Origin of the sequence: Pseudalkalibacillus sp. R45, assembly GCF_052246725.1 — a bacterium.
Classification (GTDB): domain Bacteria; phylum Bacillota; class Bacilli; order Bacillales; family Fictibacillaceae; genus Pseudalkalibacillus.
Genome location: NZ_JBQQCL010000022.1, coordinates 34,569 through 47,253, shown reverse-complemented (window position 1 = coordinate 47,253; position 12,685 = coordinate 34,569). Strand labels below are relative to the sequence as shown.

Genomic DNA, 12,685 nt, shown 5'->3' with positions numbered 1-12,685 from the left:
AAGAATGGGTACCCAAGCCCAAGTACTGAGTAACTAAACCTTGGCTCCCAGCCCAATCCCTAAATCTAAGGCCGTGAAAAAAGATGCGTCGGCTGAGCTGATCCGAAACTAATCCTATGCAGAATTTCGGATTCAATAACTTTGCCGTTTTGAAAAAGCCCTCAATGTCTAAGCGAATTCCATAAATACGAACAATTTCTTGCTCGCCCAATTGTTTAAGACGATTGGTTAAACTTCAAAAATGTGTTTTTTGATCTGATGAGTTTCTTCCTATTTATATTAGCTGATTCATACTCCTTTACCAATTTGTAAAACGTCGTCTTTTTTAATCCCACTTCCTGCATAGCCTTTACCGCAGTTATCTCCCTTATTTCCAATGTTTATGAACTTGTTTGAACTCTTCCGTTATATTAGCTTTCGGTCTGCCGAAGATAACACTATTCTTGATAGCTGCATCAATACCTTCACGTTCTCGTTCCTCTTGTGCCATCCAAGAAAGAATCTGTAACACTAAATCGGCAATAAAGGTCCCCAATCTGTCTTTAAATTGGATTGTATTTAATAAAGGCACATCCATAACCACGATGTCCGACTCAATGTTCTTCGTAATATCATTCCATTCCTTTAAAATCTCTTCTTTATTTCGACCGAAGCGAACTGAGGCATATCCAACTTCGGATAACCACAAATATTATTTTGTATGTGGGCGTAATCCTTCAATAAAAAGCACCAATGTCAGTGTGCTTGCGTTTATTCTTTATTATCTCTCTTTGTAAATTTGTTCAATTATAGGTTTGTGTATTTCTTTTTTGTTTTCTTTTATGGAAGAAAGACCGGTTTTAGCTTATTGGCTTCGGTTCAAGCTCCTTTGATTATTTTCATCGGAGCTTTTTTTATAAATTCATGTATCCAGTCTAGATGAAAAAGGGAGGGTCTCAAATGGCTAAATTTGATGTTCTTTAAAACTTGATCATCATTAAATACTATAGAAAACAATCGCTTACGGATCCTGACAATTGTTTTCCGAATTTACAACCCATCATTTCGTGATAAAGATCAGTCTATTGATGGCTTCCCTCCATAACACAGGTATTTTGTAGCGGGTTATTTTTTCTTTCACCTGGAGTCGTTTGGATCGAAACCATTTTCTTAACGGCAATGCTTTTGTGAAGATGTAATAGTGAAATGGTGATATCACAAGGTCAAATTCTCCAACAAATTCAGTGAACTCAGGCAGGAAACCGCGTTTGAACTTGTAAATTCCATAAAGAGGGTTTTTGGGGGTCAAATCACCAGACATGCCATAAAAATCATAGATTTCGCACCCTGCGTCGTGTGCCTCCTGAATCATATGCCATTGTAACAGATAGTTGGCCATATAATTACGAAGGACATTATGACTCGCCCCATATAAATACCATGCCTTATTGCCATGTTTCATAAATATAGCGGCCGATAAGATGATACCATCAGGATGCTCACTTTTTAGTTTTTTCAAATATTTTACTTCTTCTTTTAATTTACTTAATTGTTCACTAATAAGCTGGAGATTTTGTTGGAGTTTATCCACTTTTGTACTTGCCGGCTTTTTTTGAATTTTTTTGAAGGTTGAAAGCTGTTCCTGATCCTTCGTTCGAATCAGGTCCTCCACATATGCTACTGAGGTTTTTAAATTACATTTTGAAAAAAATAACTTGAATTGATCCCTCGGAGTGAAAATTTCGTACATCTTTTCAAAATAGGATAGTGGACGCATTGTAAATTGTTGCCTTTCAGCTGTTATATCACTGAGCTCGTCAAATAGAGTCAAGTGTTCCCGCCCACCTTCAAAAATTTCAATGCCACGACGCTGTGCATAACGAATTTTATACTGGGTTTGCCTATGAAACTTTCGGAATACTTCCTCTTTCGAATCTTTGAGCTTCAGACGGAAGGTGAACCGTGGTTGGAATCCGCCATAATTCAATTCTTTGCCTCGATGTACATACCCGATCTGTTTCAAATACTGTATTGTATTAAGGTTGTCATTTCCATCTTCAACGGCCAAGCCATCGATGTCACGTTCCCTGTACAATATATCGGGGTCAATCCTGAACATAAACACATTTTGCATAGATAAATATTCCTTCAAATGACTGGTGAATAGCTGAACCACATCCTTGTTTTCAAAACCGAATAGAAATCCTCTTGGTGCATAGGCGACCTTTTTGTTTACAATCGGAATGAACTTCAACAAAATCAAAGCAGCAGCAATCAAATCCCCATTTTCTTCGAGACCGACTGTTTTTACTTCCCAGCCAGAATTTGATTTTAATTCTCCCCACTCATAACTTTGAAAGAGATGGGAATCTGGGTAATGTTCTAAAAACTTTTTATAATGGGCTTTTTCGATATCGGAAATGAACTTGATCATCATAAAACTCCCTTATCTTTTTTCTTTCTCAGTATAGAAAATCGATCAAAAGATAAAGACAATGTGAGATAAAGATGAGATCAAGATTTTCCATTTATAAAAACATCTTCATTCATTTTTGATAAAATCAAGATTACAATATGCAAAGGAGAATTTGCCATGGCTCCAACAGTCCTCCTCATAGAAGACGAGTTGATTTTATCCGAAGTCATTAAGGATTTCTTTGAAAACGATGGGTATTCTGTGTTGACTGCCCAAGATGGAAAAGAAGGGTTGCAAAGCTTCTGTGATCATAAGGTTGATATCGTCATCCTTGATATTATGATGCCTGAGACGGATGGGTGGTCTGTTTGCAGACGTATTCGGAAGCACTCTGATGTACCAGTCATCATTGTCACTGCACGAGATGAGGATGAAGATACGTTATTAGGATTCGAACTCGGTGCAGATGACTATGTAACAAAACCATTCAATCCTTCCATATTGGTAGCACGAGCGAAAGCGTTATTGAAAAGAGGAAAGTCCTCTAGTAAAAAGGAGAGCCTCCTTGAAATAGAGGGTATCGAAATCGATTTTTCGTCAAGGACATTAAAGGTCGATGGAAAGGAAATCAGATTGACACATACTGAATTCGAAATTCTCTCCTATTTGATGATGAATAGAGGGAGGGTGATGAAACGTGAAGCGATTGCAGACCATGTATGGAATTATGATTTTTTTGGTGACGATAGAGCAATCAACACGCATATTAGTAACCTGCGAAACAAAATCGGTGATAAAGGAAAGTATATCCAAACTATTATTCGTTCGGGATACATTTTTGAGGTGTCCAAGTGAAGAAGCTGAGAATCACCCATAAACTGTTTATCATCACACTGTGCATGTTTTTATTGGTCATCGCCATATTTTTAGGAGCCCAGTCCTTCTTCATTGAAAAATACTATCTTCATGAGAAAGAAAGGAAAGTCGCCTCTAACCTTGATCATTTTATCGAAGATTACAAAAAACGCGGGGATGATTTTACTTCTTTCCAGAATGAGAAAACCCAATTTTATGAACAAAATAATACTTGGATTGCGGTTCTTGATGAAAACGGGAACCTTAAGAATGAATCAGAGTATTTTATTGAAATCGAAATGCCTGTTCCAAGTATTTCTCCCTTTCCGGAAAGTGGTGATGAGAAAAGCCAAGTTCCAAGTGTTTTTCCTCTGCCAGAAAGCGACAATTCAGGTGAAATGAAAAATGCTCTTCCAGAACCCCCCCCTCTGGAGAAACCGATTGAAGTTGAATTGAAATCGTTTAAAATTCCATTGAATAATATACTGGCTACTGAAAAGAAGAATCCGTTCGTCTATTCAGGTTCTAAACGTGACTTTCAAGCAAATTCCATCATCAGCATATCTTGCATCAATCTTGAGGACACGCTCATTCCTCTTGGCATTTATAATACTGATTTCAGATGGCAGAATTCAGCGGTTCTCCGTCATATGGATGTAGATCAATTGAAAACCCTGGAACTGAATGGAAAGGTGAAGGATTTTAATTTTCCTGAAACAGGCGATCCGATTTATGAGAATTACAATGATCTCTTTATGAATCGCATCAATCAGTTCCAGGCTCAAAAGCTGTTGGAAAGAAGTGGCTATCCAGACCTGATTGGGGAACAGGAAAACATCGAATCAGGTTGGAAAAACAAGTTTTTTGTTAAAAAAATACTAGATGATGATTCAACAGAATACATTTATGCCATGACTTATCTGCAGCCGGTCAATGAGTTGATTGAAATGATGGTCCCTTATTATTGGGTATTAGCTTTGATCCTTTTTATTTTAATCTTGCTGGTATCTTTCTATTATTCCAAGCTGATATCAAAGCCCTTGATCCGTATGCAAAAAATCACCGAAAAAATGGCGAAGTTCAATTTTTCTGAAAAAATCCCAGTGACAACTAGAGATGAAATCGGAAGCTTGTCTAACAGTATCAATTCTCTTTCAGCCAATTTACAAGAACGTATGAGTCAACTTTATCTCGCCAATGAAAAGCTGAAGAAAGATATTGAAAAAGAAAAAAAGCTCGAAAAAATAAGGAAAGAATTCGTTTCGAATGTTTCCCATGAACTGAAAACGCCTTTAAGTGTATTGAAAGGGTGTTTAGCAGCGGTTCATAGCGGAGTAGCCACTCATAAAAAAGACCTTTATTATCAAGCGATGGATAAAGAAATCGACAAAATGAATACATTGATCGTCGATATGCTTGAGCTTGCCAAAATGGAATCCGGTACTTATGAAATGGCACAAGAAACTTTCTCACTTTCCATACTAGTGAAGAAGATCGTCCATGATTTGGAATTGTCCAACGATAAAAAAGATTTAAATGTCATGATGGACTTGGAGGATGTCGACGTACTCGGCGAAAAAAAGTATATCCAGCAAGCGATTGTAAATTTAGTTACAAACGCTATTTTATACTCTCCTTGCCAAGGTGAATTGTCCATTGTGGTTCAAAAGGAAGGTCAATTTGTCAAATTTGAAGTGAAAAATGAAGGAGCTATACCATTTGAACATTTTGACAGGATATGGGATCGTTTCTATCGATTGGATAGATCGCGGAATCGGAAAAGCGGCAATACGGGTCTTGGTCTTGCGATTGTCAAAAATATTCTCGATTTACATGGCGCTCAATATGGTGTAAGGAATACAGGTGATCATGTTCAATTTTACTTTTACCTTCGTAAAGATGAATCTCAATTGAGAAGTTCTATAAATCAATAAATCTGTTGAAATTCAATATATGGAAACTAAATTGTCTGTTCTTTTGTCATATAAGATGGGGAAGTAAAATATTTCTATAAGTTTTCTCGCTGTCCTCATTTTAACCGGTTGTGTCACTAATTATGTGTAAACCGAGAACCCCCTGAAGTTATCTATTCATTTTTGACTGAGTCTGCCTTGTCCCTCAGGGTGCCTCCTGAGGGACAAGGAAATTTACTTTTTCGAAACCTCTGACATCTCCAGCGCATCGGTAGAACCGTAACGGAAGGTAAACTTCTTTTGAATTTGATCATGGACGTTATTAAAACCATTCAACTTCCTGGAAGCCCATTCATCGTTATATTCACTCGCTGTCAGGTAGATGATTTTTTCAGCTGCCTCAAGGTTTGGGAGACTGTTCATCGTTTTGAGTCGTTTCCATACTTCCTTATTTGTACGCTCGATTAAGTTTGTCGTATAAATATATCGTTGAATTTCTTTTGGGTAATCCAAAAATGTCAGGAAAAAACTAAATATACAATTAGAAAATAAACACCAATTATCTGCTTTTGTAGCAATTGGAGATTTGCACCCTAATTTAGGGATTAATGAGGTAGTAAAATCTTATCAAGATGTTCTCAAAACACTAGATGCGGGGAAAAAAATAAACAGTGATATCAATTTTTATAATTACAATCTCACTGTCCTATTAATTTAATTAAATGAGCTACCTCAAAAACCTTTTAATAAACTACATGAAAAGTTCTTTCCATTTTTTGAACATAAAAGCTTTGATATATTATATCAAATTTTGAACATTGTTTGCTTTTGTATATGATAATTAAGTATAATCAAGCAATCGAAAACACCTTAAACTAGGTAGGTTGACCTCGGAAATGAAAAATTAAAACCTCTCATAAGTTCTTTGAACTCGTGAGAGGTTTTATATTTGGTACTGTAGGTGTAGGATTAAGGGATCCACTGGGATATTGCCATTGAAGTAAAAAAATCCCACCTTATTTTCAACTTTTTTTGCCATTATTTATGGTACGGTTCATCTAACTTTTAAAAAACAATAGTTATTCATCCCACAATCTAGCCTTTTCCAAAAGGACTTTCCTTGCTGCAGAAAAGCCCCCCTTTCTCTGAACAATGGACGCAATCCGATTTTCTTGAATTTCGCCCTTTTCTTTTACAATAGGTGAAAGGTTCACCGCATCTTTAAAAGGAATAGAGGATCGACTTTTTAAATGGATTCGAAATCATTATTGTTTAGAAAAAGATTAAGTTATATGTATTTTGTTAGATAGGAGTGACATTGAGACAGAGAATCGGCCTGATCTTCTGTTATAGGGTGACTATGAGCAATTCGATTCCGAATGGGATATAAGTCATGTAAGTGCGAAAAGAATGTGGGGGTTAGTTCCTCAAATGGGGGATAGACACACTAGCTTTGCACATAGGTTCCACAAATCACCAGTTAGTTCAAAATTGTGAGTAAAGTTAGATTGAATGGCATAAAAAAATCTCCTAATGTAATGGGTGTAGGCATGTTACCCAAACCAATACAAAAGGAGAAAACAGTGTGGGTAACATTATATCAGATTATCCCGTATTTCAGAAGTGTCTAAGTACATTGGAAGTAGAAAAGTATCGATGTCCTTTCCATGATCATGGTGCAAAGAAATTACTGTCAGGACAAACGATTGTGCTTCTCATTGAAGCACAGCTTCAACAACGAGATTCATTAGAAAATATTTCTGAAAACCTGCGAGCAAGGAAGGACTTTCAAGAATACCTTCTTCTTGATTGTGTCCATCCTTCTACCATTCACCGAAAGCTCGAAAAGTTACCGACGAACTATTTGAAGAGCTTATATACAGAAGTCGTCAAACAGATTGGAAACAAACATGCCTCCAAATGTGAGTTCCCTGATTTTGGACTCCTAGGCATCATCGATGCCACGGAAGTGAGCCTTCCAGGGAGAGCGAAATGGGCTTATTCCACGAAAGATAAAAACGGTGTGAAACTTCACACACGTTTGAAATTATTGGACTTGGATACCTCCCTAGCTGATAAAGTGATTCCCTCTACGGCAGCTGTTTCTGATAAAGAAGCTGTGGAGTATCTCGTTGACGACAAAGATGTCACGTATGTCTTTGACCGAGGCTATATCAAATATCATTTGTACAATCAGTGGACTAAAAATGACATCAACTTTGTCGCCCGTGTAAACGCAAATTCAAAGCTCACTGTACTCAGTAAACAAGTTACTGAAGAAGGGGCTATCTTAACGGATGCCGATGTTGAAGTTAGAGACCCTGTTGAAGACGAGACTTTTATCCTCCGGCTTATTGAATATATCGATGACAAAAAAAGAAAATATCGAGTGGTAACGAATCGATGGGATTTAAATGCATCTGACATCGCTGAAATTTATCGTCTTCGTTGGCGAATCGAGCTCTTCTTTAAATGGATCAAGCAGCACTTGAAGGTAGTAAAGTGGTTCAATTCTAAACCCGAAGCCGTATGGAATCAAATCTATCTCATCATGATTGCCTATGCGATATGTGAATGGATCAAGCTTCTTCTAGATACCCCAAAAACCACTTGGGAAGTACTCAAACTGTTACGCCATTATTGGTTCGGTCCATGGGATCAGTTAATAGATGTATTAAATCGAAAACCTATTCGATCATCAAACGGACGCAGAAAGAAAGGGAAACCAGGACGACCCAGAAAGTATCCAAAGAAGTATAAGTCGGTAAAGATCATTAACATATAAACGGTGGATAAAAATGGTAACACGTCTACATTTAAGACTGTGTTCCTCATTTTTCATTGCCAGCAAAAAGTATTTGGTTAAATATTGTATAAAGGTAAAAATGTTCTATATCCATTTATACATTTTCAACTAAGCTTAGTGAGTTTTAGGCGACGAGCTCTAAATTAGTTAAAAACAGGTAGTTCTTCGCAAAGTTAATGGGATAGACACGGAGAAACGAGCGTTCTAATTCATGGAGATACAGATTTTCGATCGGTGCTCTGGGAGGTTTTCTTCGAAGAAGTTTAGGGGCTTTGATAAACCAGAATGGACCATACTCTTCCTTCATCCGTTTTAAAATAAATTTCCGTAATGTGTTTTCAATCTCATATAATTGCTGGTAAGCAACATTCATCATTTCAATTTCTTTTCGTTCAATCAAACAAATCACCTCTCAATGATTATATTTTCGATTTATTAGACCATAATCCTTTTAACCAATTAAAACCGGTAGAGAAAACATCCATTTCCTATAGAGAAGTGATCGATTTCTACTTTCAAACCATGTACTTATTAAGAATAACGCAATTATATTCTTTCCTCGATACTCGATATAGTGGTATCAATCAAACATAAGGAGATGATGAATGAAATGAAAGAACAAATTTATGTAGAAGAAGGAATACCAGCGGTTGGTTATGTTTTCAATGGTGATGGTGAGAACATGCCAGTAGAAATGGTGAAGGTATTTAACGGAAGAAAAGCAGAAGATTTTTTTAATGAATTTCAAGGAAAGAAAATAAGAATTACAATTGAAATATTAGCTGAAGACACAACCAACGAATGATAAGAAATTTTTAAGTAAGAAGGGAAGGAGCTAAGCTCCTTCCAAAGTTTTATACATATCCTTTTTCTTTTAAGCTGGTATATCCAGCTTCTGCATTGACGATCAGATGATCCAGAACCTCAACTCCAATCATATGCCCTGCTTCAACCCGCGTTCGACAGTCTCTTTGTTCATCGACTCCGCTCACGCCCTAAACATCAACAAAAAACCGGACGCCCCGTAACAACGGGACGCCCGCTCATTTAAACCTACTCTTCTCCCAGATCCGTTACCGCACCTTTTGAGGCGCAGGATACAAGTCTTGCATATTTGTTCAGCACGCCACGGGAGTAGCGTAGCGGCGGTGCCTGCCAGTCTGCGAGGCGGGCTCTCATTTCTTCTGCGCTCACATCAACGTTCAGCTCCTGTGTTTCACTGTCGATGGTTACCAAGTCGCCTTCTTTCAATAAAGCAATCGGACCGCCCACCTGTGCTTCAGGTGCTACGTGGCCAACGACAAGACCATGGGTTCCTCCTGAGAAACGGCCGTCAGTTAACAAGCCGACTTTCTCTCCAAGTCCTTTACCGATGATGATTGCTGAGATGGAGAGCATCTCGCTCATTCCCGGACCGCCTTTAGGACCGGCGTAGCGGATCACCAGCACGTCCCCCGGATTGATCTGATTTGCCAATACCGCTTTTGTCGCCTCTTTTTCCGAATCAAATACCCGGGCGGGACCGGTGAGTTTGCTTACTTTCAGTCCGCTCATCTTGGCAACAGCTCCAGCCGGTGCCAGGTTCCCTTTTAATACATATAGTGGACCGCATTCCTTAAACGCCTCGCTTACAGGACGGATGATTTCCTGGCCTTCGTTCAGCGGAGGAACTTCCGCCAGGTTCTCTGCCAGTGTTTTACCCGTAACCGTGAGACAGTCACCGCTCAAAAGCCCTTCCTCAAAAAGAAGCTTCATTACAGCGGAAACACCGCCTACCTGGTGAAGATTTTCCATGACGTATTTTCCGCTCGGCTTCAGGTCCGCAATGTGCGGTACACGCTCGCGGATACGCTCGAAGTCGTCATACGAGAGGTCCACATCAACCGAGTGAGCCATCGCCAGCAGATGAAGGAAGGCGTTTGTAGATCCACCCAGTGCCATAACAACCGTAATGGCATTTTCAAATGCCTCTTTTGTCATAATGTCCCGCGGATAGATTTCTTTACGAAGAAGTTCCACAACAGCGTCGCCTGCTTTGTAGCAGTCTTCCTGCTTGTTGCCGGTCTCTGCCGGGTTTGACGCGCTGCCGGGCGGGCTCATTCCGAGGGCTTCAATAGCGGACGCCATCGTGTTTGCTGTGTACATGCCTCCGCATGAACCGGCGCCCGGACAGGCATGACATTCGATGTCGTGGAGTCCGTCCTTATTCATGGACCCTGCGTTATGTTTACCGACCGCTTCAAATACAGAAACGATGTCGATGTCTTTATCTTCTCTTGATCTACCTGGTGAAATTGTACCACCGTATACAAATACAGCGGGTAAATTTAAGCGGCCGATGGCAATCATACAGCCTGGCATATTTTTATCACAGCCACCAATAGCCACAACTCCGTCAAGGCGCTCGGCTCCTACTACGGTTTCAATGGAGTCTGCGATTACTTCCCGGCTCGGAAGGGAATAGCGCATGCCTTCGTGTCCCATGGAAATGCCGTCAGCAACGGTGATGGTGTTAAAAATCATCGGTGCTCCGCCACCGTCGCGGGCTCCGCGTTTTGCTTCAATGGCGAGTTTGTCTATATGTACGTTGCAGGGTGTAACCTCGCTCCACGTACTGGCAACACCGATCATCGGCTTTTGAAAGTCCTCGTCGTCAAATCCTACTGCTCTGAGCATCGCCCGGTTCGGCGCGCGGTTGTCTCCTTCACTGATGTCTTTACTGCGTATTCTCAGATCTTTGTCTGCCATTAGTCAAACTCCTCTCTCGTACTGTGCTGAATGAAAGTTTTAGATGAATTATCTCCACATTATACAGAAATAAAATAATATTTCTATATTATATTATTTAAAAATTCATAGTAATTTTTTTATTCGCTTCGTTTTTTGACAGAAATACATAGATTTTGGTCAAAATTATCCCTGTTTATGTAGAAGAAGGAATACCAGAAGTCAGATATAACTTCAATGATGTTAGTGAGTATGGAAACATGCCAGTGAAAATTGTGAAGGTTTTTAACGGAAGGAAGGTGGAAGATTTTTTCAATGAATTTCAAGGAAAGAAAATAAGAATTACAATTGAAGTATTAGCTGCAGACCCAACCGAATGGTAAGAAGTTTTCATTAATAAACATTCTTTTCAGCTGGGATATTCTGCACTGTTTTAGAAAGTTAAGATAGATTCTAATCCTTATATTCTTCTTTCACCAAATCTTCGCAATACTCCCGTATAAACGGGCACAACTAGAAAAAGTCGGTTACCTCTTACAGGTGGCACCGACTTTTTCAAATTGATTACCAGTCTAGCAATTTTTCAATGTAGCCCTCTGATCCGTTTATGCATATCAACTTAAAAACTTTCTCTTTAACTATTTAACGTAGTATGGTATTATCGTGCTAATATTTTAAAAGTTTATAAGAAACTTCTTATCCAGAGAGGTTGAGGGACTGACCCGATGAAGCCTCGGCAACCGCATGAGTCCATGTAAGGTGCCAATTTCAGTGTGGATGTGCTGCACATTCCGAAGATGAGAAGGATTTTTTCTTATTGATGAATCCTTTCTCTTATTTGGAGAAAGGATTTTTATTTTTCACCAAAAATTTTAAGGAGGCATGATTGTATGAGTCAACAATTGATCAATGTAGCAACAAAAGGAAAATGGGTGGAAGGTATGAAGACGAATGTTCAGGCAAGGGATTTTGCATTTATTGTAGACGAGCCAGAGGCATTGGGCGGTACCGATCAGGGCGCAAACCCGGTTGAATACGTATTAGCCGCTTTATCTGGATGCACGTCGGTGGTCATCGCGTTGATCGCCAAAGAGCTTGATTTCAAATACGAGGATGCAACGTTTGAAAATGAGGGTACTTTGGATCTTCGAGGATTGAATGGCGTTGAAGGTGTTTCTCCACACTTTCAAACCGTGACGTTCAACGTAACGATCGTAACTGACGAAAGTGAAGAGCGATTGGATGAGCTTAAATCCAAAGTCGAAAAAAGATGTCCTGTATATAATCTCTTGAAGGATGCAGGTATTGCATTAGAATCAAATTGGGTGAAAAAAGCAACCGTCTCGGCTTAGAATATAACCCTATAAATAAAGGACGCTTCCTCATAGATAGCGTCCTTTCTATTCTTTTACAGAAGCTCAGTCCGTATTGGCTACAACCATTTTGTCAGCATATTCTTCCTCCCACCCTTTACACACATCAACCCACTCTTTGGCAGATGAATAGTGGAAAAGTTCCCCTGGCGTCAATTTGATTGCAGAGTTGGTGCTTCCACATGCAGGGAAAAGGTTCTCGAAGCGTTTCATCGAAATATCCAGATAGACGTCCATTTCATTCGCTAATCCGAACGGACAGACACCACCGACGACATGGCCGGTTTGCTCCAATACTTCATCAGGCTTCAGCATGCGTGCTTTGATCCCTGTGAATTGGCGGAACTTCTTGTTATCGATCTTCGCATCTCCTGCCGCAACAATCAGGATATCTTTGTCTTCCGGTCCCCTGAATGACAGCGTTTTTGCAATCTGCGCAGGCATGACACCGATTGTTTCTGCCGCTTCTTCAACCGTAGCACTCGATGTTTCGAACTCCATCACGTCATTTTCGCGGTTCCACTGTTTAAAATGGGCTTTTACACTTTCCAATGACATATGTATGCATCCTCCTTCCGATATTACGTTAGATGATACCATCCTTTAACACAGCAGA

General features: G+C 39.5%; 11 protein-coding genes, 2 pseudogenes and 1 riboswitch. Of the genes and pseudogenes, 6 read left to right on the top strand and 7 right to left on the bottom strand.

The features are described 5' to 3' along the window. Positions 1–215 precede the first annotated feature (215 nt). Both ACTWQL_RS22160 and ACTWQL_RS22155 read right to left on the bottom strand, forming a co-directional pair. Positions 216–655, bottom strand: a pseudogene (locus ACTWQL_RS22160) (hypothetical protein); the annotation flags it as partial. A gap of 384 nt (positions 656–1,039) precedes the next feature. Then, positions 1,040–2,413: a lipid II:glycine glycyltransferase FemX gene (locus ACTWQL_RS22155; RefSeq protein ID WP_443144555.1), complete on the bottom strand. Its 1,374-nt coding sequence runs from the start codon at positions 2,411–2,413 to the stop codon at positions 1,040–1,042. Positions 2,414–2,572: 159 nt separating this feature from the next. Between ACTWQL_RS22155 and ACTWQL_RS22150 the strand changes: the two genes are divergently transcribed. Together ACTWQL_RS22150 and ACTWQL_RS22145 are read left to right on the top strand one after the other, a co-directional pair. Further along, positions 2,573–3,250, top strand: a complete 678-nt coding sequence (locus tag ACTWQL_RS22150; protein ID WP_443144554.1) for a response regulator transcription factor — start codon at positions 2,573–2,575, stop codon at positions 3,248–3,250. After that, positions 3,247–5,184: a HAMP domain-containing sensor histidine kinase gene (locus ACTWQL_RS22145; protein WP_443144553.1), complete on the top strand. Its 1,938-nt coding sequence runs from the start codon at positions 3,247–3,249 to the stop codon at positions 5,182–5,184. Before ACTWQL_RS22150 ends, ACTWQL_RS22145 begins: the two co-directional genes overlap by 4 nt. Positions 5,185–5,397: 213 nt before the next feature. Here the strand turns inward: ACTWQL_RS22145 and ACTWQL_RS22140 are convergent. Next, a pseudogene (locus ACTWQL_RS22140) lies at positions 5,398–5,685 on the bottom strand (transposase); the annotation flags it as partial. A gap of 1,063 nt (positions 5,686–6,748) precedes the next feature. On the opposite strand from ACTWQL_RS22140, the gene ACTWQL_RS22135 reads away from it, so the two are divergent. After that, the gene (locus tag ACTWQL_RS22135; protein WP_443144552.1) at positions 6,749–7,948 is read left to right on the top strand and encodes an IS4 family transposase; all 1,200 of its coding nucleotides are present in this window, start codon (positions 6,749–6,751) and stop codon (positions 7,946–7,948) included. A gap of 145 nt (positions 7,949–8,093) precedes the next feature. Here the strand turns inward: ACTWQL_RS22135 and ACTWQL_RS22130 are convergent, their stop codons facing one another. Then, positions 8,094–8,369: a hypothetical protein gene (locus tag ACTWQL_RS22130; RefSeq protein WP_443144551.1), complete on the bottom strand. Its 276-nt coding sequence runs from the start codon at positions 8,367–8,369 to the stop codon at positions 8,094–8,096. 210 nt (positions 8,370–8,579) lie between these two features. Between ACTWQL_RS22130 and ACTWQL_RS22125 the strand changes: the two genes are divergently transcribed. Beyond that, the gene (locus tag ACTWQL_RS22125; RefSeq protein ID WP_443144550.1) at positions 8,580–8,774 is read left to right on the top strand and encodes a hypothetical protein; all 195 of its coding nucleotides are present in this window, start codon (positions 8,580–8,582) and stop codon (positions 8,772–8,774) included. Between the two features lie 49 nt (positions 8,775–8,823). Here the strand turns inward: ACTWQL_RS22125 and ACTWQL_RS22120 are convergent, their stop codons facing one another. Next, a complete protein-coding gene (locus tag ACTWQL_RS22120) occupies positions 8,824–8,961 on the bottom strand; it encodes a JAB domain-containing protein (protein ID WP_443144549.1) in 138 nt (45 codons plus the stop codon). A gap of 61 nt (positions 8,962–9,022) precedes the next feature. Further along, the gene (gene ilvD, locus ACTWQL_RS22115) at positions 9,023–10,717 is read right to left on the bottom strand and encodes a dihydroxy-acid dehydratase (RefSeq protein WP_443144548.1); all 1,695 of its coding nucleotides are present in this window, start codon (positions 10,715–10,717) and stop codon (positions 9,023–9,025) included. Between the two features lie 155 nt (positions 10,718–10,872). Here ilvD and ACTWQL_RS22110 point away from each other — a divergent pair, with 155 nt between their 5' ends. Together ACTWQL_RS22110 and ACTWQL_RS22105 are read left to right on the top strand one after the other, a co-directional pair. Next, a complete protein-coding gene (locus ACTWQL_RS22110) occupies positions 10,873–11,079 on the top strand; it encodes a hypothetical protein (protein ID WP_443144547.1) in 207 nt (68 codons plus the stop codon). Between the two features lie 310 nt (positions 11,080–11,389). Then, a riboswitch (SAM riboswitch) is annotated at positions 11,390–11,500 on the top strand. Between the two features lie 86 nt (positions 11,501–11,586). Then, a complete protein-coding gene (locus ACTWQL_RS22105; protein WP_443144546.1) occupies positions 11,587–12,048 on the top strand; it encodes an OsmC family protein in 462 nt (153 codons plus the stop codon). Positions 12,049–12,114: 66 nt separating this feature from the next. Here ACTWQL_RS22105 and ACTWQL_RS22100 read toward each other — a convergent pair whose 3' ends face one another. Continuing rightward, entirely contained in the window at positions 12,115–12,627 is a 513-nt protein-coding gene (locus ACTWQL_RS22100; protein ID WP_443144545.1) for a YbaK/EbsC family protein, read from the bottom strand. Positions 12,628–12,685: the final 58 nt, after the last annotated feature.